The sequence below is a fragment of the Butyrivibrio sp. DSM 10294 genome (assembly GCF_028539135.1).
GTDB lineage: Bacteria > Bacillota > Clostridia > Lachnospirales > Lachnospiraceae > Butyrivibrio.
In genome coordinates this window covers 1-21231 of sequence record NZ_JANSWL010000042.1, presented here as the reverse complement: position 1 = coordinate 21231, position 21231 = coordinate 1, and the positions used below count along the sequence as shown (strand labels likewise).

The 21231-nt window shown below is 39.1% G+C and carries 21 protein-coding genes; 2 read left to right on the top strand and 19 right to left on the bottom strand.

The genetic code is table 11. The annotated features are described in order from the left end of the window. Nucleotides 1-10: 10 nt before the first annotated feature. The 6 genes from NXH67_RS03230 to NXH67_RS03205 form a co-directional block, all read right to left on the bottom strand. Nucleotides 11-3133 carry a DUF3427 domain-containing protein gene (locus tag NXH67_RS03230; RefSeq protein ID WP_272796364.1) on the bottom strand — a complete coding sequence of 1041 codons (3123 nt, stop codon included), beginning with the start codon at nt 3131-3133 and terminating at the stop codon, nt 11-13. Nucleotides 3134-3578: 445 nt separating this feature from the next. After that, entirely contained in the window at nt 3579-4871 is a 1293-nt protein-coding gene (locus NXH67_RS03225; RefSeq protein ID WP_272796363.1) for a Wadjet anti-phage system protein JetD domain-containing protein, read from the bottom strand. Between the two features lie 8 nt (nt 4872-4879). Then, nucleotides 4880-8137, bottom strand: coding sequence for an ATP-binding protein (locus NXH67_RS03220; protein ID WP_272796362.1), 3258 nt, complete (start codon nt 8135-8137; stop codon nt 4880-4882). Beyond that, entirely contained in the window at nt 8127-8792 is a 666-nt protein-coding gene (locus tag NXH67_RS03215) for a DUF4194 domain-containing protein (RefSeq protein WP_272796361.1), read from the bottom strand. The genes NXH67_RS03220 and NXH67_RS03215 overlap by 11 nt, the downstream gene beginning before the upstream one ends. Further along, on the bottom strand, nt 8782-10188 hold the full coding sequence (locus tag NXH67_RS03210; protein ID WP_272796360.1) for a Wadjet anti-phage system protein JetA family protein: 1407 nt from the start codon (nt 10186-10188) through the stop codon (nt 8782-8784). Before NXH67_RS03210 ends, NXH67_RS03215 begins: the two co-directional genes overlap by 11 nt. 160 nt (nt 10189-10348) lie before the next feature. Further along, nucleotides 10349-10534 (bottom strand): hypothetical protein, encoded by a 186-nt coding sequence (locus NXH67_RS03205; RefSeq protein ID WP_272796359.1) that lies wholly within the window; start codon nt 10532-10534, stop codon nt 10349-10351. Between the two features lie 334 nt (nt 10535-10868). On the opposite strand from NXH67_RS03205, the gene NXH67_RS03200 reads away from it, so the two are divergent. Beyond that, nucleotides 10869-11201: a multidrug transporter gene (locus NXH67_RS03200; RefSeq protein WP_272796358.1), complete on the top strand. Its 333-nt coding sequence runs from the start codon at nt 10869-10871 to the stop codon at nt 11199-11201. Between the two features lie 28 nt (nt 11202-11229). Here the strand turns inward: NXH67_RS03200 and NXH67_RS03195 are convergent, their stop codons facing one another. Further along, nucleotides 11230-12120 (bottom strand): DnaJ domain-containing protein, encoded by an 891-nt coding sequence (locus NXH67_RS03195; protein ID WP_272796357.1) that lies wholly within the window; start codon nt 12118-12120, stop codon nt 11230-11232. A gap of 18 nt (nt 12121-12138) precedes the next feature. After that, entirely contained in the window at nt 12139-12621 is a 483-nt protein-coding gene (locus tag NXH67_RS03190; protein ID WP_272796355.1) for an SEC-C metal-binding domain-containing protein, read from the bottom strand. A 110-nt stretch (nt 12622-12731) separates the two neighbouring features. Between NXH67_RS03190 and tnpA the strand changes: the two genes are divergently transcribed. After that, a complete protein-coding gene (tnpA, locus tag NXH67_RS18430; RefSeq protein ID WP_442870178.1) occupies nt 12732-13085 on the top strand; it encodes an IS200/IS605 family transposase in 354 nt (117 codons plus the stop codon). Here the strand turns inward: tnpA and NXH67_RS03185 are convergent. The 11 genes from NXH67_RS03185 to NXH67_RS03135 all read right to left on the bottom strand — a co-directional run bounded on the left by NXH67_RS03185 (nt 13021) and on the right by NXH67_RS03135 (nt 20988). Continuing rightward, nucleotides 13021-13257 carry a CopG family antitoxin gene (locus NXH67_RS03185; protein ID WP_044932127.1) on the bottom strand — a complete coding sequence of 79 codons (237 nt, stop codon included), beginning with the start codon at nt 13255-13257 and terminating at the stop codon, nt 13021-13023. The genes tnpA and NXH67_RS03185 overlap by 65 nt on opposite strands. Nucleotides 13258-13371: 114 nt before the next feature. Beyond that, the gene (locus NXH67_RS03180) at nt 13372-13950 is read right to left on the bottom strand and encodes a GNAT family N-acetyltransferase (RefSeq protein ID WP_272796354.1); all 579 of its coding nucleotides are present in this window, start codon (nt 13948-13950) and stop codon (nt 13372-13374) included. 202 nt (nt 13951-14152) lie between these two features. Continuing rightward, complete coding sequence (locus tag NXH67_RS03175; RefSeq protein ID WP_272796352.1) at nt 14153-14608, bottom strand: GNAT family N-acetyltransferase; 456 nt, start codon at nt 14606-14608, stop codon at nt 14153-14155. Further along, complete coding sequence (locus NXH67_RS03170) at nt 14599-15120, bottom strand: NUDIX domain-containing protein (RefSeq protein ID WP_272796351.1); 522 nt, start codon at nt 15118-15120, stop codon at nt 14599-14601. Before NXH67_RS03170 ends, NXH67_RS03175 begins: the two co-directional genes overlap by 10 nt. A gap of 297 nt (nt 15121-15417) precedes the next feature. Next, nucleotides 15418-15774, bottom strand: coding sequence for a dihydropteridine reductase (locus NXH67_RS03165; protein ID WP_272796349.1), 357 nt, complete (start codon nt 15772-15774; stop codon nt 15418-15420). A gap of 36 nt (nt 15775-15810) precedes the next feature. Next, a complete protein-coding gene (locus NXH67_RS03160; RefSeq protein ID WP_272796348.1) occupies nt 15811-16830 on the bottom strand; it encodes an NAD-dependent epimerase/dehydratase family protein in 1020 nt (339 codons plus the stop codon). A 188-nt stretch (nt 16831-17018) separates the two neighbouring features. After that, complete coding sequence (locus tag NXH67_RS03155) at nt 17019-17597, bottom strand: TetR/AcrR family transcriptional regulator (RefSeq protein WP_026493131.1); 579 nt, start codon at nt 17595-17597, stop codon at nt 17019-17021. Nucleotides 17598-17864: 267 nt separating this feature from the next. Then, nucleotides 17865-19130 carry an alpha/beta hydrolase-fold protein gene (locus NXH67_RS03150; protein ID WP_272796346.1) on the bottom strand — a complete coding sequence of 422 codons (1266 nt, stop codon included), beginning with the start codon at nt 19128-19130 and terminating at the stop codon, nt 17865-17867. A gap of 326 nt (nt 19131-19456) precedes the next feature. After that, nucleotides 19457-19897 carry a GNAT family N-acetyltransferase gene (locus tag NXH67_RS03145; protein WP_272796345.1) on the bottom strand — a complete coding sequence of 147 codons (441 nt, stop codon included), beginning with the start codon at nt 19895-19897 and terminating at the stop codon, nt 19457-19459. A gap of 50 nt (nt 19898-19947) precedes the next feature. Next, nucleotides 19948-20484 (bottom strand): GNAT family N-acetyltransferase, encoded by a 537-nt coding sequence (locus tag NXH67_RS03140; RefSeq protein ID WP_272796343.1) that lies wholly within the window; start codon nt 20482-20484, stop codon nt 19948-19950. Between the two features lie 45 nt (nt 20485-20529). Beyond that, nucleotides 20530-20988, bottom strand: coding sequence for a GNAT family N-acetyltransferase (locus tag NXH67_RS03135; protein WP_272796342.1), 459 nt, complete (start codon nt 20986-20988; stop codon nt 20530-20532). Nucleotides 20989-21231: the final 243 nt, after the last annotated feature.

Below are 21231 nucleotides of genomic sequence, written 5' to 3'. Positions count from 1 at the left end.
AATCCGATGCTCACGCTACCGGAAGAAAACTAGCCGGAATTGGAGCCTCAGTCTCCCATTCAATATTCATAGGGAAATCTCCAGTCGAACTAACATAATTTACATATCCCAGACAATAAAATGGGCAAGTGTTTCCATAAACATCATTTTTTGTTTCTCTTACAAATAACAAAAACTTCTTCCCATCCTTTACGTGGTCTATAAAACGTTTTCCCTTGTTTGTGTGTGAATCATTATTCTGTGATTGCCAATGGAATCTATGCTCACTTATAACATAGTCATCATACATTGTAGTAGGAGAAAATTCCTTATCAGATTTATTTAGCGTAACGAAAAACAGTTCTGTATTCATCTCCTTAATATCATAAACTCCCGCCACAGAACCACTCATCCTTTTTTCTTCTGTTTGTTTCCCAAATATCGTGAATATATCCTCTCTGGAATAGCATCCATACATTTCCAGATAGCCAGGGAGATGACCATCATCTATCAACTCTGTTTTTATAGTCAGATGATCTTTAAGATATTCTATAAGTTCGCTCAATTCTTTAACAAAATCAGGATATTCTCCAAATTTCTCCAAAGCATCATCTACTGTATCAAAACCTGTTTCTGATAGCTTTTTTTGATATAAAGCGTAATACAACATAAGCTTTAGTGTATTTTTATCAACGCTTTGCCCCCTACAGCTACATCCATTGTTTAGATATTCAGAGATAAACGATATATACTTCTGTGAATTGATATAATAAAAACGCCCCATCCCCTTGGTATAAATCTTTGTATACTCATCCTCTTCATAATTACACTTGCCAGCTCTTTTCCTGAGGGATGTCCAACAATTATTACTTCTATATAAGATGCGGATATCCTGTCCTATACGATTTAGAAATTGAGACAAGGAAATATCTTCTGGTATAAGACTAAGCTCTCTACTGAGCTTTCTAACATCATATGTAGCTGATTGAATATGTTCTAGTATCTCCTGTTGAGCCTTTTCCTCCATGTGTATAGAACAGCCCGGAGGAAGCATTGTAAAACCATATTTAATTTGATCTCTCAGATTGACATCATATTTTTTCATCAAACTCTGAAACTTCTGAGAGTAATCATAATTCTTATTTGCCTGAGCAACAAAATCAAGAACTGTAAGAACTGTCTTCCCGGGTGCCAAGCGCAGTCCTCTTCCTAACTGCTGTTGAAAAATCGTTATACTCTCGGTCGGACGAAGGAATAAAACAGTATCTACAGCCGGTATATCAACTCCCTCGTTGAATATATCTTTTACAAACAAATAATGAATGTTTCCTTGTTCCAAATCTTTTTTTATCTTGTTTCTGTCACCTCCTGCCTCATTTAGTCTTTCCGATGTCAACCAATCAGCTTTTAATCCCACACTATTAAAAATATCCGACATATACTTTGCATGTTTTTGACTCGCGCAAAAGCCCAATGCTGTACATTCATATTCATTTGGGACATAGGTTTGCAAGGCTTTTATTATTTGCTGTGCCCTTCCTTCATTGCATAGCCGGTTAGTCAGTTCCCTTTCAACGTATTTACCCTGAAGCCACAGAGTATCATCTGTAAGATCCGTTTCGTCCGAAATACAAAAATACTGAAATGGAGTAAGAAGTCCCGCTTCCAGAGCCTTGGGCAATCTAATTTCCGCACTGATCTTGCCACAAAAGTCAGGAAGTAAAGATTTTCCGTCCATTCTTTCAGGCGTTGCTGTCAATCCAATAAGGTATTCTGGGTCAAAAAGCTTAATCAATCTCTGGTAAGAATCAGCTTCAATATGGTGAGCCTCATCAAAAACAATGTAATCAAAATAGTCTCTACCTAAATCTATAAATGTTTGAATGTTTGAAGTAGCCATATCAACTGATGTAAAAAGATGATTCAGGTTGTTTGGTCTATTCCTACCAACCCACAGTTCACCAAAATTGGCATCCTGCAAAACACCTCTGTATGTATGACGCGCTTGCTTCAATATTTCTTCTCTGTGAGCTATATATAGAAGCTTACAGTCCTTGTGTGATTTTTCGCTGATATACTTATAGTCAAACGCAGAGATAACCGTTTTTCCAGTTCCTGTAGCTGCAACCACCAGGTTACGTTTTATCCCTTTCTCTCTCTCTGCAGTTAGTTTCTCTATAATTGCTTTCTGATGTGGAAGAATGTTGTATATATTTAGAAAACTAACATCTTTATCAGTTGTTTTGTCTTGAGTTGACGCTATTTTTAGTTCTTTTTCAAATTTAGCAATTCCACCTATAGCAAAATCTTCGAAATCAGGACTATTCCAATATCTCTCAAATGTGGCTATAGCTGCCTTTATAATCTGCGGATTCTCGACATTTGTTACACGTACATTCCACTCAAGTCCATCAGATTGCGCTGCTTTGGATAAATTTGAAGAACCAATATACGCTGTACTCATATTTGAATTTCTCTCAAAAATAAATGATTTGGCGTGGAGGCGTTCAATACGTGTATTATAAGATATCTTAATCTCAGTATTATCCAATTCAGATAATTGCTGGATTGCTTTTGCTTGAGTGATTCCGCAATATGTCGTTGTTATTATCTTTAGTTCATGCCCCGCTTTCCCACAGAATTCTTTCAGCTTGTCCTTTATCAGATTCAATCCCGATAATCTTAAAAATGAAACAATGATATAAATCTTATCAGCACTTTCAATATCACGAATCAGTTCAGAATACATAGAAATACTACTGCTTCCACCTGTAAACAGCGTACTTGTCCGATATCCTGATAAAGGACGTGCCAATTCTTTTTTTGTGACTCTCCTTATTGCTGCATCTTCCTTCGAGATAATCTCAGCCAAATAATTCTGTTCATCAACAATAAGCTCATCATCAGATATTCCCAATTTAGAAAGGATACCATTAGCATATTCTACGCGTAGTTTTACTTCTTCTATACCACTGCTATCAGTGATTTCTTCTATTTTCTTTTTCAGAATGTCAGACAGATATTCCGCTAAAAACTTAGACGATTCTGCCGAATCAATCCTTTTCTTTTTGGATTCCATCCCTTCGCTTTCAGCATTTTCTATCTCGGCATTATTCGTTTTATTTATTAAATTTTCATATGCTCCTGGTTTCATAAAATGTTCTGTGCCTTCCTATGCATTAAAATGCTTATTAAAATGACACCATATCCACACTACGAAATAAAAGTCTAGAGTATTTCATATAAACATCACTGATTTTTACTGTGACTACACAACAATTCAATTATGTTCTTTTTATTCTCTTCATCAGCGTTTTTTATATTTCTTTTACTTTCATTGCTTATAGTTTTCTGCGCTTTATTACATCAATTATAATAATATCATTACGACCAGATTTATGATAAAAAAAACATAATGAAAATCTTCATAAAAGCAATATTTTTTTATTAAGATTTCAGAAATCCACCAAATACATTCCCACACGGATCTGTGTAAAACCTCCTTAGGAGACCAATATAATTCTCTCACACTTTTGTTTGATACGATGATAGCGCATCAGGTTTTCAGGAAGGTCACTTCGCAGGCGACGAAGAGTGTTTCAGTCATGATGACTATGATGAATTATCCAGTATGAAGGATTACAGCCATTTGTCATCCTGAATGCCTCTTGCTTCCAGCTAATAACCTCCTGTTCTAGCTTTACATTGTTTTCGAGCACATATCGCATTGTGTCAACATATAGCCCTTTATCAATCAAGGACTTCGCTTTCTTGATATCGTTGCTTTCAAGCGGTTTGCAATACTCCTTGTACTCTTTCAATTCGTCAACGCTCATACAAAGCTGCTTGAATGCAATACCTGTCTTTTTCTTTAAATGCTCAAGAATATAAAATCCATCTGGATCTATGTCGCCAAAATGGAACCATTCTTTATCAAGATTTGACTCAGCTATCTTACGTATAAAATTCTGCTTGGCCGTATTGTGATATCCTGCCAGATATATAAAGAACGCATCTTCATCCTGTACGCGGTTGAAACTTGTAAGGTTTTCAACAGTAACTATCCTTGATGCGTTTACAATAACGTTTTCAATCCGGCCCAATGTGCTTGCATCTATTGCGATTGCCAAAGATGGGCTTAACTCAATCTTTTTTCCATCCTTCAAGCAGAGAGTGCCTTTCCCTTTAAAGTTCACATAGGTAGGGTTCGGGAAAACATTATACTCTGCCAAAATAGCATGTCCCTGTTCTCTATCATCAGGAACATTTTCAATAAGATCGCCAAAATCCCCATATTTCCTTAGTACTGTCAGGACTTTACTCCGATAATCTCGCTTAAACCTCTTGGAATCGCCAAATAATTCAATAGATAACTCTCTTTCAAGGATTTCCTCTGTATTACTGCTAATATACTCAAGTATATTTATTATCTCACTGGCTACAGGCATCTCATATTCAGCCTTTTTCCGCTCTTCAAGACGCTTGATCTGCGTTTTACAAAACAGATCCAACACCTCATTTTTTCCAATATGAGATTTATACATAGATATCTGACTGTCTTCCAATTGTTTTAGCTCTGTCCTACCAAGCAAACTATAGAAAGAATCCTGCGCTGCAGGAACCATATCTATGGACTTGATAACACCGTTCTTTTTTGACAGTTGAATCAATCCTGCATCTTCAAGTCCAAATAATTCTCTTTCAAAATCTTCCTGCTCATCAAGATTAGCAAAATCAGAATCGTAATCCCTGAAAAAATCTGAAGGTTTTACCTTAAAACTCTGATTTACAGCGTTTTCCCCACGATAAGTCTTGCTCTTCTCGAATTTATCGAGAAGAGCTTTAAGGACTTCTTTCTGTCGCTTATTCAACTTTATTGGCCTATCTGTCATATCAGAAATCACTCCTCAAGATTCTTAAGCAGCCCTTCTACCGCGAAGCTTTGGCGCCCCTTCGGAACCAGCGTTATTGTCGTCTGTATATGGGAACCTATACTGTTTATCTTATCCGGCGGGGCTGCATAAACCACCTGGAAGTCATTTGTCTCCAGGTAGTCGACCATCTGCTCAATTCGCTCTCTGGAAAGTGCAGAGAAGGCTTCATCTATGAACGCCAGGCGAGCACTGCTACGATCTTTAGGATATAGCTGAAGAAGGCTTGCTGCCAAAATGATAAAGTAAGGCGTCTGCTTTTCACCATTACTTGCCGATCCCTGCTTCTTTGATAAAGTAGCCTGAACTTCATCCTCACCCTGCTTACTTATAATTCGCATATCATAGGTAAAGTACTTTCGATAATCTGTATATTCTGTCTCATCCTCTTCGTTAAGCACTATATCGATGAATTCCTTAATATCATGTTCACTGTCCTCATCATCTTTGATGACATTAAGATAGTATTCTGCATTATCAAAGTACTCATGCATCTGCTTACATATCTTGAAGAACAGTGCTTTTCCTTCAGAATCCAGCCTTTCCTTCATCTCAAACTGATAAACATCGTTTCCAAAAGGACGACCTTTTAACTCCTTATTGATCTTATCAATTTCTTCTTTAGCACCACGAATTGTTTCATTTATCTCCGCAACAAAATCTCCCACAAAAGCACTCTGAAGCTTTTCGCCCTGCTTTTCCAGTTTCTGTTTTGCTTCCTCAATCTGAACATTAGCAAGATTACGATACTGCTCCCTGTAATAACCAATGAAGGATACTCCTCGCATCTGGTTATCTGTGCCGTTTATTCTGCAATACTGCAAGTGAGCATCCTCCAGATCTTTCTTGGCCTTATCCAACTCACGTTCCCATTCACGTACAGTCTTTTCTGTAATTACCGTATCCTTTTTCTGAATCTGTTGGTTGTACATTTCTATAGCCGGTTGCCTTAACTCAGGCATCTCTCGGCATTCCAGCTCAAACTCCTTTTGGGCAGAATCACGTAACTGTTCTTTTGAAGAGATGTCTTTTTGTATTCTTTCTATTTCCTTTTCTGAACCACCTATATTTTTATACAGAGCATGGATTTCCTCTTCTATCCGCTGATGGTTTGCCTTAGCCTTACTAAATGCCTCAAGCATAGCAGTAAGGCTCGGATCCTTCTCATAGTTTTCCTTCTCGCTCTTTGCAGCTCTCAGACTATCCTTTACAGCATCATACTCATTTACAGCTTCAAAATCATAGTCATCCTGGTTCAATGATTTTTCCTGTAATCCTGTAATCTCTGCTTCCAACGACTCATTAATCGCAGAACGCTCTCTTATGCTTTCCACAAGTTCATGGATTTCTTTTCCCAAATCCTCTATTTGCAGTTTAATAGCATCCTGGCCAATAAAAAGCTTAGTACCATTAATCTGCATCTTACCAACAGCATAGCTCTTGGCGAGCATGCCATTAGGCATAATTGCACCCTTAGGATACTCATGAAGCTCATCTACTGTCTCACAGAGATGAATTCCATTGAGCAAATAATTAGCATACATGCGGGCTGTAGGATTTATAATCTCTAGCTGTTCAGCTGCAGAGCCAGCAACTATCTCTGTAGCTTCAAGCTTATCTGCTATTACAACTTTTCCCTTTGGCGCAGGATTATCATTAACAATTTTCAAAACCTGAACTGTGTATTTTGGATCAACTATGATATTAAAGCGCTTTCCGCCCATGAATGTCTCTATGGCTCGTCTCCACTTTTTATCTTTGACTTCCGTAATAAGTTCAACAAAGAACTTAACATCCGTCGAGATATTCTGCTTCTTAAGCTCATCAGAAATCAAACTCCTGGTCTTCTCATATCCAGGCTCAAATACAAGTTTATTTCCTTCGAGCTGCTTTTTCTCGTCAAGTTTCTGAGCAAGAGAATCGTTATCCTTCTCTATTTGATCCATGTTCCTAAGCTGCGCCAACTTCTTAAGCTCGCAAATACGCTTAATCTCTTCAGAAAAAGCATAAAAAGCAGCAACCTTCTTAGTAGTATCGCCTTTAGATGAGATAGTAGTCAGTTCGTCCTTAACATCAAGATTTAACTGCAGTTCTTCTGAATAATCCTGCATTGTTCTATCGATCCACCCTTGAAGAGCTTCAACTTCTTTAACAGACTTTGAAAGAAGATCGCGCTCCTTCGTAAGTCTTACTATCTGATCTTCAAAGCGTTTCAGCGTACTGCTTATATCCTGGTAATCACTGCTACTATTTAATTCTTCAAGCTTCTGCCTTGCCTCTTCGAGCTCTTTATCTTTCTTTTCTTTCTTATCTATCAGGAACGCAAGTCCTGCTTCCTCTTGTCCCTTTGCACTCTTTAACTTCTCTATAGCCTGTACAGCACTCTGCCACTTCTGATATCCCAGCACTAATCGGCGCTTGTTATAATCAGAGTACTTCTGTTCATATTCTCTCGTACAGTCTTCAATATGCTCCAAAACCTTCTTGCTTTCGAGCATATCATCATATGTCTGACGGATTTCTTCATAATTGGCTCTCTGTTCTTTAAGATCTGCCAAAGAAGACATTTCTCCCTCTTCAAGAACACATTCCTGAATAAACTTGTCTATGTTCTTCTGAGGATCAAAGGACAGCATTTTTATTATCTTTGATTTATATTTTGAAACTTCACATCGAAGTCCCATAGCCTGGAGAACCTGCTTGGTTCCTCTCTCCATTCCCATGAATTCCTTACTGCTTATATGTTGTCCTTTTATAGTAATCTGACTTTTAGGATAAACTGATAACTTGCCATCTTTTTCTTCAGAAAAAACAATATCAGAAAGAGACGCATCCTTTGCAACATACCAATAGGAATTCGCTCTAGACTCATCCTTCTTAAGCTCTATGGTAACAAATACAACCATATTTGCCTTATCCAATGGAGAATAGAATTCCATAGCGATATAACTCACTACATCCATATTTCCGCGCAAATATCGACCGGTGCCTTCGCTATGAGTATCACCGCGCACATATGCGGCAACACTTCTGTCGCGGTCTTTGGCAGCTATATTAAAATGTGTGTTTCCTGTTAAAAGATATGTTATCGCATCAAGAACAGTAGACTTTCCTGTTCCATTATTACCGGTAATCAGCGTTGACCCTTCTAACTTCATCCTTACATTAGTAAATCGCGACCAATTAATAAGCTGAAGGCCGGTAGCAACTTTTCTATTACTCGTCATATTCCGGTTCCTCCATTTCTTCCTCATCGTCGTCTGCGGATGCTTTTATGGCTTTTATCTTCTTACCATTCTCTTCAACTAAATTTTGAAACTCTACACTATCAAGTGCAAACTGGATAGACGGATAGATCTTTATGCTGCAATCAGGATCACCCAACTTTCCCGACACCTCAACCAAATTATATTTTGTAAAAAGTTTAAGGATATCAGCCATCAAAGTCTTTCCATCAAAATCTTCTCTGAAACCGTATTTTTCCAGTTCTTGCTTTAAATCCAAGATTGAAATGACAATACCTTTTGAAAGGTTACCACGGCGTATACGATCAAGATAAACAGTCCACAGGCAACACAAAACAACAGTGTCTGCTTTGCGAAGTCTTAATCTGTTTGCCTGTATCTTACCCGAATCAGAAGAGTCTCCGGAATTTACAAGCATAGTGACACCGTTGTCTCTGTCAACTTTGATATCAAAACCCATATGGCTTAAATATGAACTTACAGTTTCTTCATTCTTAGCCACAAAGGTATAAAGCTTCTTGCTGTCATCATCTTTTTCTTTAACTATGAATGTAGATTTTAATAATCTCCTACACACACGCTGAAACAGTTCCTTCTCACCGGAAGTATACATATCCCAATCTGCTTCAAACCCCATTTGCTTTTCTCCTTATTTTGAACCGGCGCAAAATCATATCATTTGCTTCCATATACCCATCTTCAACTGTTATCTCAAATCCATTTTCCTCACAATAAGCCACTGCAGAGATATCAGAAAGGAGCTCTTTCTTGTTAGAAAGTGGAAGTTGCGAGCTATCGAGTTCGTCCTTTCCCCTCATCTGCTCATCCAAATATAGCTTCATCCGTCTCTTGGAATAAGGATTATAGGCTTCTTTTTCTAATGCAGAAATTGCATCATCCTTGTCCTGCTGAGTAAGAGTCTCCGTTTCAGTAGTTACTGCTTTTTTAATGGTCTTACTCTTGCGTGGATTCCATAGAGATGCTGTATCTATATATTCATTCTTATCAAACTTATATAGCTTAGTCATCTCATCCGAAAGATCATCCAGAAGATTTCCTTCATCAATACTTGTCCTAAGCATTTTTAATACCTGCTCAACATTACCCTGTGCATCTTTTCCGCTGTTTCGAATAAAACGTATCCTTCCAACTGCGATATGAATATGCATATTAATCTTATGCTTTATATCTCGCATGATACGGTCATAATCTTCATTGAGGAATCTCTTGGTATTCTCCACCATATCAAAAACAAGCTCCTCTGCTTCATCTTCTGATATGTTTTCCTCAATAGCGCAGCCATACATTATAAGTTCACGCATTTCAGGATTGTTTACTATCTCATCCAATTTTGAACGAATATGACTTCGATACATATGAATGTTCTGCTGTTTAGTGAGACGAGCATATTCTCTAATAAATTCACCATCACAATATTCCAACAGGTGGTCAGTAAGAGTTTCTAGCGATGTCTCACGGGTTAATTCTTCTATCTTCTTACGAATAAATGTTGATAATCTCTTTAATGATTTAGATAATGCCTTAGCATTGTTATAAACAGCCTTAACTGCATTTACATACGGATCTGCCTTCCACTGATCAGAATTCATCAACGTATTGTAAATGTTATAAATGTACGAAGAATACTCAACCTTCTCAGGTTGTTCCAATGCAAGCAAAAACTCAGAAAGGGCAATGCCCGCCTCCGTCATTATAATGTACTTCTCATAGGAGGCATCATCCGTTTCTTCAGTCAACCACCCACAATCCTCATCTGTAAATTTACGGATAATACTATTTGCGACATCAGAGCTCTTTTCATCCGCCTCTTCTTCTGAAAAGCTAAGATTGTTCTCAAAAATATAACTGGCAAGAGCATCTCGAAGCTGTTTGCGGCTAATCCGATAAGAAACCTCCATGTCATACTGTGAATATATTTCAAGAAGGCAACCGGCATTGTTTATATAGTCACTACCGCTCGATAGCAGATTAAAAAAACCTGATGGTATACGATTAAATACATTTGCTGCCATTGTTTAGCCTCCTTCCTTAGTTTCTTTTTCCTTTTCTATTATGCCCATAGAACATTCCCAATAACAAGTATAGTCTGCTCAAAGCTCAAACCAAAAAGCATCCCCCCAAAAAAAACAATCACTGTATATTCATTTCTTGAGTCATTAAACTGCTTAGCCATTACATGTCATCCAGCTCATCCTCAAACTCCAGCCATCCAAGCAATCTATCTTCTTCTATTTCTCTTCGCAGCTGCTCCTGCTTACGATCAAATTCCTTACGTTCTTTCTTACTCATGCTGCCGACAAGATTCTTATACTGCTTATCTGTTAGTCTTACGTCTTTATCTTTCGTTCCGAAAAACATAATGGTACCTCGCTTTCAACTTAGCTCTCCGTCTCTCCTGCAGATCTCATAGAACTCGCAGGTGACACAGAAATGTTTGCAAAACTTATTGTTCCTATGAATGCATTTCTTAATCCAGTAAAGTAGTCTTTCCATGATGTGATCCTCTCAAGTGAAACACGGCCTTCTTTTTGAATCTAAGTTCACTTTCGTTTGTTGTACCTAAATTGTAAAAAATCAACAGTCCCATAAAAACACCAACTGCATATTGTAGTTATAACCCGGATTTCAGCAAGAAGAAATACAATATGTGGTATAATCATTTTCAAGACTAAATTCAAAAGAGGATTCTAACATGAATGGAATTACAAAAGCAGATTGGAAATTGTTCATGGAAAAGGTTCCTGAGTGGCAGGAAGCCTACATGGAAAGACTTTTAAAAGAATATGTTAAGATGCTTCAGAGCAAGAAGCCTGCATCCACCAAGTTCTGGGATCTTGATAAGCGCATAAAAGCTGACAAGAAAAATCCCGGAGTGCAGATGCAACTTGATAAGGGTGAAGCTATTTACGATATTGTAAAAATGATAAATCTTGGGATCATTACCCAGGAAGAGCTTGCCGATTTTAGTGACTCTCTGAAAGCGGATGTGCAGGAACTTCTGGACCGCCATTATGGGCAGTGGTAAAGAGAAAGCTGTTGATGGAGTGAGATCATCACTTCATCAACAGCTCTTTTATTAGCTTCTCATTTGATACCGGAGTATCTGTAAGATCTTTTGGTATGGTCAGCTCAATTGCAACATGAATGCGCTCTTTGTTCCTGCGACCGCTGTCCACTTTTATTATTGTTGCATGAGCATCCACCATGGGATCCTCAAGGAGCGGTAGAACTACGTAGTACAACTCATCCTCATCGAATGAGATACTGCCAAGCATCCTGCCTGTGACAATCTCCTCAACAACAGCTCTGTCCTCTCGCAGATAGCTGTTAAGTGGTTCACCGCAGTTTATCTTGGACTCACAGCTGCTGCCGAGCTCATCCTTGATGAAACCGCTAAAATAATACACTTCCTTGTCTCCATATTCGCGGATCTTCTTTCCAATCTTCCTGGCTGCATCAGCCGGAAGGACATATTCCTGCATCATGAGATGGAAAATGTCTTTTACCTTATCAGGAGCAGGAGTAACATCATGATCTGTCATCACATCTTTGCAGGCCTCAAGAACACTCTTTGCAAAAAGAGGGAACTCCTCCATGTCAGGATCCCAGACAAATCTGCCTCTGGCCATCTTGGATGGTGGCAGGGCTTCGTCGTAGATTTTGAACTGGAAGAAGATGTTCCGCTCCGAGAAAGCACTTTTGTTCTCAAAGGCATCCCATGTAAACTCGTATGATTCAAAGTAAGGCTCGCCCTCAGATTCCCGGATCTTCTTGTAGGCCTCGATGACCTGGCGGATCTTTTCATCATCTTCCGGAGCTCTTTCCCTGGTGGGATCAGAGTCCGGGTGATACATGATGAGGAGCTTTTTGTACTTCGCCTTGATCTCGCGGTCGGTATTCTCTTTAGATACGCCAAGTATCTTATATGCTTCTTTAAGTGTCACTTTCCTTTATCCCACTCCTCACACTTTCCCGCAGCACTTCTTATATTTCTTTCCGCTGCCACAAGGACATGGATCGTTGGGATAAACTTTATGACCGATTTCCTGACGAGTCTCCAACTTTTTTAATCTGTGATATTCACTCTCAAGTTTCTTAAGTTCTTTCTCCCGAGCATCCATGGTTTCCTGTTTTCTTAAGAATGCTTCTCTCAATATTCGCTCTGCTATTTCAAGGAGTTCATTCTTGGCTTTGTATTCAAGTGTTTCTAAAGCATCAGAGTCATCATCAGAAAGTATATCTTCTCCACTTTCGGCTAGTTGCTGCTTCGTAGCTTCGAGCATGCACTCTAGCTTATCCCCATAATCTTTCTGTGCATCCAACAATTTCTGTAGCAGATCAGGATAATCTTTTACCAGCTCAAATATCTGATCAAGTGTCTCGTCCGCAGCCCCTTCGTCATTATCTCTATTTTCATTTTCGTATTCTTCTGTAATCTTATCCATAACATCCTCTTCATCAAAACATTATGAAAGTATTATAGCTTAAGTACCCAGTAAGTGGTATATACTCGGCCCACGTTCCGGCGCGCCGCCCCGTGGCTGAGCCATGTCCTATGCTTTCTGCTGAGACAGATGAAGATCATATACACATGCTTATCTCCATGCCTCCGGATGTTGCTCCGGTAAAACTGATCAACACCTTAAAGTCCCAGATCTCTAAAGAAGTCAGGATCGAATACCGTGAACATATAGAAAAATTTCTGTGGGGAGATGCTCTTTTCTGGAGCAGGAGCTATTTTTGCGCCACAACCGGATCAATTTCACTTGAAACAGTGAAAAAATATATAGAAAGCCAGCGCACGGATGACCACAAAAGAAAATATAATGTGAACTTATGCATCATCATTTCCAAGTCATTTTTAACTTCTTTTTTGAGGTTGCACAATCGACCAGATAAAGGTTTATAAGCGTCTGATAAGGTATACCGGAATCTGCTGACTGACTTTTAAAGTACTCAAGGGCATCAGCATCAACATTCATTGTTATCTTCTTGTGTAGCTTCTTAGCATAGGGATTCTTAACAGCTTTACTGAAGTCAAATTCCTGTTCCAAAAATTCATCATCGTTAAGTCTTTTCATGATCTTCTGCTCCTTTCATAGCTCTACATTGTTTTGTGTTAATCTTTCTATTGTCATGTTTCCAGATTTTCCCATTCCATATTCTTTTCTTTCCCCACGTCAAAATTGAATTATTTAACCGTTTATACCTTGCAAGCCCGCATAATCCTCTCTGAGCAAGCCAAAAATATTATAGTCACAATAAACGGAAACCATTTTTCCTTGGCGAACGGTCCCCTCTTTTATAAAGCCACATTTTTCCATAACCTTATTTGATGCAATGTTTCTTACATCTGCATTCCCATTCAAACGTTCTAATTCAGTGTTCTCAAATATAAACCGTAGCACTTCCTTTAAAGCTTCTGTAGTAATTCCCATATTCCAGTACTCAGGACTAATTCTGTACCCTATATCACCCATTCTGGCATTTTGGATATTAAATACCTCAATCATGCCTACCACTTTATTGGATTCTTTCAATACAATTCCCCAATTAAAATCAGGCGAAGGTTTTCTTTTTACCCAAGGGCGGGCATCAATAAACATAAGTTCAGGATTTTTCTCATTCTTACTTGCTTTTCTTCCCCAATATGTATAGATTTCATCTCGCCCAAGCCACTCTCTTAAATCCGGAACATCATTTTCGTTAAGCACACGAATGATCAATCTGTCCGTTTCAAGAATTGGTTTATCTATTTCATAATCTTTTAGCATAATATCCTCCGCTAATCCCGCTTAGTTGCTTTAATCGCATCTAAGCAATGTATCCTTACTACGCGATTACTATCTGTCTCTGACATTTTCTGTAACTGTGTAATATATGGCATGCTCTTTTCATTACCATTCTGACTATTGAGACAGTCCAGGCTCATACGCTTTTCATAATCATCAAGTTTTATCTCTTCCCAGGGATTGTTCATTTCTCTTTTACCAAAACCATGCATTCTTCCGAGTCTTCAAAGCCACATTTTTTATAAAGGGGCCTCCCCGCCTCTGTTGCATCAAGGCTGATCTCTGTTGCTCCTTTATTCCATGCATCTTCGATGAGCAGGTCGACCATTTTCTTTCCAATGCCCTGTCCTCGATACTCCTTAGCAGTATACACATTCATAAGATGAGCCCGCTTGCCTGATGGATGCGAGAATGTCGGCATAACACTAAAATAGCAGATTGTCGCACAGCCGATGACTATTTCTCCATCCAAAGCAAGAACCGTGGTCTGATCTCCCTCAAGGAAGTATCTCCTGCTTTCCTCTACAAAACTCTCAGAATACCGGTAATCTGCATCAAGAGAATTAACTTCTTTTAACATTTCCAGTCTGCTGCTCATCATGAGATCAATATCTTGTTTGTCTGCAATCCTTATTTCCATCCCAACTCCTGCTTTACCATTTCAAGCATTCTTCTATCTCTTTTGATCATGATTTCATTGAAAAAGTCTTCACTGGAATACGCTGCATTAGTCGCAATAGCCTCATCTATATCCACTATTTTCAGCACGAACCCCGCTTCGTCCTCATAAGCATCCAAATCCTGTTCGACAGCTCGATCCTCAACATCGCATAAGTAGTAATAATTCTCCTGTTCAAAGATTTCACCATCCTTTACGGTGCTCTTCTGTCTTCGCAATACACTTCCATATTCCCTGATAGATTCAGGAATTACGACAAGGCCCACTTCTTCCCGAACCTCTCTGATGAGAGCTTCTTTCTTATCTTCGTCATCATGGATTCCTCCGCCCGGAAACTTGTAATACTTCTCTTTCTTGCTGTAAACGAGAGCTATCTTATCATCTTTTATAATGATGGCCCTGGCTGAAGGTCTGCGAAAAACTGTATCTGTTTCTTTATAATCCTTAAGATCAATTTCAAATAACTGTTTCATAATGCTCCAAGACTCATATTGTCTGACTCTAGTTCAAAACCGGCTCTTTTTTCAAAATACTTATCTTCTACTATATCTGTTTTTATTAAAGAAAAAAAGCCACCTGACGGTATTTTATCCGCCAGATGGCTCTCAAATTCATATATGTTTTAGACCAATTCCAGTCTGTCTCTTGCAAAGCATCCTATGGCTGTTACGGCCATTACTGCTATTACTACTACCATTCCAAATAAGGCATTCCAGACAAAGCCTTGTCACCATTCTTAAGTATTGTTTCTGCATTCTTATTTTCAGTCATTATGCTTCTCCTGTTATCTCTTTTGCAAGTTCCAGAATCTCAAAGGCATATTTTTCCTTGCCCTTTTTAAGAAGCTTCTTGTATAAAGGATAGTTAGTGATGCAGATTGCAGCACCTGCCAGTCCCAGCAGTACTCCGACGATCATGAAAACTGCTCCTGTTCCAAAGACGCCCAGCCCAAAGCACATCCCTGTGCCAAAAATCAGAGTTCCTATGATCCCCAGTGTCATTGCCGAAATGAAAGCCGGAAGCTTTGCTCTTTCATCAAGCTTTTTAAGCTGCCTTACCTTATTTGTTTCCTTTGGCATGTAATCCTTTGCAACGCTTTCTGCATAAACCTTATCTAAATCGTTCATCGTATTCTTCTCCTTCTTTTCTCTTGAATGTCCTTTTTATGCGATCTTTCCTGTTTCTTTGAGCCATCTGATCTCGTCACGTATGGTCTCTCTGTATGACCTTGTGGTATAACCCAGATCCTTACTTGCTTTACTTGAATCAAATCGGTTGTTTCTTGCAAGGTTGTAAACGGAGAATGTTGTCATAAGAGGCTTTTCTCCAGTCTTCTTAGCCTTTTTCTCAAGTACCCCGGCAATCAGGTTTGCTACTGATATTGGTAAAAAGAACTTCATCTGCTTGCAACCGCTCTCCTCTGAAACAAGCTTTGTAAAATCCTTAAAGCTGACAGGTTCATTCCCAAGAATGTAGCACTCTCCGCTTTTGCCCTTATCAGCTGCCCCAATGAGTCCGTCAGCCAGATCTCTTACATCACACAGATTAAAGCTTCCATCGATTCCTGCAGGCATCTCGCCATTGATGATGTCAACTAAAGTCTTGGTGGTCTCACCCATTGCAAAGTCCTCAGGTCCAAGGATTCCTGACGGGTGTACCACACAGGCGTTAAGGCCTTCCTTTGCAGCTTTGAGCACCACGTTTGTTGCCATAGCCTTTGACAATGAATAGCAGCCTTTGATTCTCTCAGGATCAAGGGGAATAGATCCTTCGCACTCTCTTATGGTTCCTTTTTCTTCCTCAGGTATTGCTCCTGTTGATGAGCAATAGACAAGCTTTGATACTTTGTGCTCTTTGCACATCTCTATGATGTTTTCTGTTCCACCGACATTTACATCCATGACTTTCTGACTGTAGTCGGGATTAACTGTTACGATGCTCGCTATATGAAGCACAATTGCTTCCGTATCTTCAGGCGTCTCAAAGAATCTCTCCAGGTCATCTTTGTTACAAAGATCGCCGTATGCTATTTCAACTTCCTCAGGAAGATATTTTGCTGACTTGTCGCCTTCAAGGACAAACGCCCTTACTTTTTCGTTTCTATCGACAAGCTTTCTGCAGACTGTGCTTCCAAGAAATCCTGCAGCTCCTGTTACCAGATACATCTTATTTGTTTTGCTCATTTATCGTTTCCTTTCTTATACTCAATTTGTTTTTTTGCTCTTTGCTTTGAGCTTGAAGTCATTATAGGAAAATGAGCGCACAAAAAGAACAACACTTTTTGCAAAATGTGTTGATTTCAGGAGTACAGGTCCCGACACGTTTTGTAAAAAGTGTTGATTTGTAAATTCGATATAGTGTTTTTACTGCGTTATGGCTTGATGATACACTTCTGTATAACGCTTATGATCTCATCTTTTGACTCGGTGCATCCACCTCGTACCCACTCAGTGACAACTCCGATAATTCCCTTAAGATAAAAGACCATGATAAGTGGCTGTTCTTTTTGGGGAACTCCAAACCTTGTAAGAATGGGGCCGAATATTGTTTTAAACCAGGTTTCATAGGTCTTTTCTGCGCCCATCATCTCGTTCTTTTCATACATCAGATAAAAAAGCTTGCGGTTCTCTTCCACAAAATCCAGATATGGCATCAGATACTTGGGTGTTACAAGAAATAGCTCATCCTCATTTTTTTCATCAACATCAAGTGCTCCAGGCCCCTCAGCACCAAAGCGCCCAAAGAAATCTTTATATACAGCTTCCACCGTTTCCTGCAGAAGATCATTTACATTATCATAGTGAAGATAAAAGGTGGATCTGTTAACGCCAGCAGTTTCACATATCTCCTTAACAGAAATAAGTTCAAAATCTTTACTGTCAAGAAGTGTCAGTAACGCTGTATGCATTTTTTCCGCTGACTTAAAATACTTGCTCTCATTCTTGTTCATAGCAAAGCACTCCTAACACCTGTAGACTCATATATTCCCGAATAAAGCTCGGGAATATATGACAAATAGGCCATTCCAGTGCGACTACGTCGCAGGGCCTATTTGCACTTGTATCATATTCTCACGAAATGCGCAGCGTAGTGCGCATTTCTGAAATTTCATTCGATAACTCATACTAAAATGATATCACAATTTACCTTACTTAATAAAAGCAGCTACAGATTTCTCCATAGCTGCTGTAATGTGCCGTATTAAAGTCATGATCTCTTACTGCTGGAATAGCCATTCCATAACTGCTATACAGTTATAGGCGTAATCAAATGAAGCCATATGGTATGTAGCTCCGCCTCCGGCGCCTCCACCATTTCCGCCCATCATTCCTTGAGGCTTCTCGCCGGTCATTTCCATTGCCGGCTTATCTTCACTTACATCTGAAGAAGCGTCTGTAGCAGCCTCGGGATTTGAAAGGCCTCCTTCTTCAGAAGAACTCATCTGCCCTCCGTTTCCTCTTTCGCCAAAGCTGCCATCTCCACCGCCCATAGGTGAATTGCCTGTTCCTGCATCAATCGTTCCTGTCTTCCAGGAGATAAAGTACGCTCCTGTAGCTTCTCCACTGAATAATTCTGAGGCAGCTGCTGAAAGCTCATCTGCTGACCATGTGCCATTCCACTGTGCATATGTGTAAGTGGCACCATCTGCATCATATCTGGCCATAAGGTCCTGTGCTCCGGTCCATGCACTCGTATCATCTTCAGCTGCAAAATAAACGAAGGTCTGCCCCTCCAGATTTGAAAGAAGTTCCGTATCCCACTGACCATCAACAAACATACACGCAGCATATAAATCCGGGTATTCCGATGCAAGTATGAGTGTTGTCATGCATCCCATGGACTGACCTGTTCCATAGATTCTATCAGTATCTACTGCGTACTCATCTGACATGTGATCAATAAATCTCTTGGTGAGCTCAACATATTCTGTTGTACTATATCCATCATGGTCATCAAGAATTGTTTCAGGATATGTTGGTACAGCTACTATGGTCGGATATACTGACTGCCATTCTGATGTTGCCCATACAAGACCACCAAGCCCCTGTGTAAGTGAATACTCCGCATCAGTTCCTGCAGTTGTTGAATCACCTATAAACACAACCATTGGATATTCTGCATTTTCATCATATCCTTCAGGAAGATACAGATTATAAGTTATAGAAAGACCTGTCTCCTCATCAGTATAAGTGAGCTGGTCAAAAAGATCTGTATATGTCTCCACAAGACCCTCTTCATCTTCCGCAAGCGTGTTACTGACAAGTCCCAGCTCTAACGTAGAACCGGTATCTGTAGTTGTTTCAGTTTCTGGAGCAGAATCTGAAGCTTCTTCTTTTACCTCTTCAGATGAATCACTTGTTTCCTGGTTGCTTTCCGATGATACGGTCTGGGTACTATCTGCTTGCTGTGCCTGGCTTCCACAAGCAACTGCAGATACGGTTATCGCACATGTTGTCAAAATAGTTACTAATCTCTTGAACATTATAAAATTCCTCCATATATCTGTTCCTGTTTGTCATAAAAGTTTTGGAGTATTTTATATTGCGAGCTACCATTCGCAGTAAGCCTGTTTCCAGAATTTCTAAGAGTTCTGTTCTTCAGTTTACATTCTCATGATATATCCGTTAACTAAATCCAACCTAAAGAGCCTCTAAACATATTCTTAAATCATTAGTTACTTATTTTCTCTTCCAGCTTCTTGCGCTGTCTTTTTTCATACATTGTACGCTATCAAAGGCTCTTTTAGATATTCCATTAAGTGTCAAAGCATCAGAAGTGCTTGCTTTTACAAATTGTAGGCTCATATCTTTACCCTCTTCTTTTCATCATCAGATAGCAGTTAATCCCATTTTTATAAAAATCAGGTAGTTCTCCAACACACTTATATCCCAGATTTTCATATAATTTCTTTGCCCTCGGGTTAAAATCATCTACAGTCAAAAAATATTTTGCTGAAGGAGAATCAGAAGCATTATCTTCAAAATACTTCATCAGCTGTCTACCGATACCATAATTCCTGTATTCTTCCTTTACCGCAACAATATGAAGATAGGGGTAGCTTCCAAAAACACCATTTGTCATGTAGTAAATAAACCCCAGGCATTTCTCATTTTCATCCAATGCAACATATATGTTTTCTTGTCCCACTGCATATGTTAGCATATTGGCTGCCTTTTCATAATCGCTGAAATACGCTCTTCCTAAATCGGAATTTTGCAAAATGTCTATGCAGCTATCAAGATATTTCATATCTGCAAGTTGAATATGTATATCCTTTTTCCACTTACGCTCTTCACACATTATTTGATACTTCCGTTTCTTTTTGCCAAATAAAATCGATATAGTTCTTCGTTCGCATCGTTGAGATCTTTGTACATTTTTTTCTCTGTAAATGAAAAGCCTACACTTTCTATCGTTTTCCAAGATGGGACATTATCCTCACGTATAGTGGCAATTATCTCATTTTCATCATAATGCTCGAAGAAATAAGAAATATACGCCTTTGTTGCTTCTGAAGCGTATCCATTATTTCGAAAATCTGCTCCGATAAAATAAGTAATGCCCACTTTCTGCAAATCCTCATAATATGAACATCCGACAGATCCGATAGTCGAGCCTGTTCTTTTATCTTCAATAACATAAGCAAGATAAGATTTTCGAGGATTGTCCTCTCGCGCCAGATTTTGCGCTTCTATAATCCAGTCATCCATCCAGGAACTAGAATCTTTGTCAAAGCCTATATCATTAAGGCTCCCATCAGAAGCCATATGAATGAACGTCTCTCCGTCCGTCAGTGCTATATCTCTGATTATCAATCTATCAGTTTCTATTAACATATCGCTCTCCTACAACTCCCCTTTCTGAAACAAAAGGAGCGCTTATCATCCTATCCGCCTCAATATAAATCTGTATACTTTAACACTTCCATCCATTTCTTCAGACTGGATATCAAAGCCGCTTCTTTCTGTATAGAATTTTACATTTTGACTTTTGTCCACAGGAGTTACTAGTGTAAATGTCTTCCAATCAGAATAATGTGTTATTGCAAATCGCATTGCAGTCGTTCCTATTCCTCTTCCCTGAAACTCAGGAATTACACATAAACATCCGACTTCATAATTACCCGCTTCCAGCTCCCTGCATGAAATGACGCCAACCGGTTTACTTTCATTAAGAATTATGAATTTAGGATAATCAATTATTGACTGCTCCATCTCTTCTTTTGTTCTACCATACGCCGGGCATTCACCATACTTTACATAATCATCAAAAAACGCAGCGTTATATATATCTACAACCAACTCTGCATCAGACACCTCAGCATTTCTGAACTCAATCATTTTTTATTACCCCTCTTATTTCTATACCCATCCATCCCGGATATCATCACATTCAGTGATATCTCAAAGCTCTCTTCCAATGATATTGGATTTCCAAAGGAATTATGATGTATCAGCGAGAAAACTCCTTCCGACATAGTCGGTGGGGGATGAATCGCTGGCCCTCAGCGTTTCGCTTTGCTGTATCGTCCTGTTTTTTCATATTTTCTTTTGTGGTCATCCGTGCGCTGGCTTTCTATATAT

Bases quoted from the DNA above. Each gene is read 5' to 3' on its own strand.
- NXH67_RS03145 (WP_272796345.1), bottom strand. From the start codon at position 19,897: ATGAAATATCTTGATAGCTGCATAGACATTTTGCAAAATTCCGATTTA.
- NXH67_RS03185 (WP_044932127.1), bottom strand. From the start codon at position 13,257: ATGAAAAGACTTAACGATGATGAATTTTTGGAACAGGAATTTGACTTC.
- NXH67_RS03220 (WP_272796362.1), bottom strand. From the start codon at position 8,137: ATGACGAGTAATAGAAAAGTTGCTACCGGCCTTCAGCTTATTAATTGG.
- NXH67_RS03175 (WP_272796352.1), bottom strand. From the start codon at position 14,608: ATGGAAATAAGGATTGCAGACAAACAAGATATTGATCTCATGATGAGC.
- NXH67_RS03210 (WP_272796360.1), bottom strand. From the start codon at position 10,188: ATGGCAGCAAATGTATTTAATCGTATACCATCAGGTTTTTTTAATCTG.
- NXH67_RS03140 (WP_272796343.1), bottom strand. From the start codon at position 20,484: ATGTTAATAGAAACTGATAGATTGATAATCAGAGATATAGCACTGACG.
- NXH67_RS03135 (WP_272796342.1), bottom strand. From the start codon at position 20,988: ATGATTGAGTTCAGAAATGCTGAGGTGTCTGATGCAGAGTTGGTTGTA.
- NXH67_RS03170 (WP_272796351.1), bottom strand. From the start codon at position 15,120: ATGAAACAGTTATTTGAAATTGATCTTAAGGATTATAAAGAAACAGAT.
- NXH67_RS03205 (WP_272796359.1), bottom strand. From the start codon at position 10,534: ATGTTTTTCGGAACGAAAGATAAAGACGTAAGACTAACAGATAAGCAG.
- tnpA (WP_442870178.1), top strand. From the start codon at position 12,732: ATGCTTTCTGCTGAGACAGATGAAGATCATATACACATGCTTATCTCC.
- NXH67_RS03230 (WP_272796364.1), bottom strand. From the start codon at position 3,133: ATGAAACCAGGAGCATATGAAAATTTAATAAATAAAACGAATAATGCC.
- NXH67_RS03155 (WP_026493131.1), bottom strand. From the start codon at position 17,597: ATGAACAAGAATGAGAGCAAGTATTTTAAGTCAGCGGAAAAAATGCAT.
- NXH67_RS03165 (WP_272796349.1), bottom strand. From the start codon at position 15,774: ATGAACGATTTAGATAAGGTTTATGCAGAAAGCGTTGCAAAGGATTAC.
- NXH67_RS03160 (WP_272796348.1), bottom strand. From the start codon at position 16,830: ATGAGCAAAACAAATAAGATGTATCTGGTAACAGGAGCTGCAGGATTT.
- NXH67_RS03215 (WP_272796361.1), bottom strand. From the start codon at position 8,792: ATGGGGTTTGAAGCAGATTGGGATATGTATACTTCCGGTGAGAAGGAA.
- NXH67_RS03225 (WP_272796363.1), bottom strand. From the start codon at position 4,871: ATGACAGATAGGCCAATAAAGTTGAATAAGCGACAGAAAGAAGTCCTT.
- NXH67_RS03150 (WP_272796346.1), bottom strand. From the start codon at position 19,130: ATGTTCAAGAGATTAGTAACTATTTTGACAACATGTGCGATAACCGTA.
- NXH67_RS03180 (WP_272796354.1), bottom strand. From the start codon at position 13,950: ATGCTAAAAGATTATGAAATAGATAAACCAATTCTTGAAACGGACAGA.
- NXH67_RS03190 (WP_272796355.1), bottom strand. From the start codon at position 12,621: ATGGATAAGATTACAGAAGAATACGAAAATGAAAATAGAGATAATGAC.
- NXH67_RS03200 (WP_272796358.1), top strand. From the start codon at position 10,869: ATGAATGGAATTACAAAAGCAGATTGGAAATTGTTCATGGAAAAGGTT.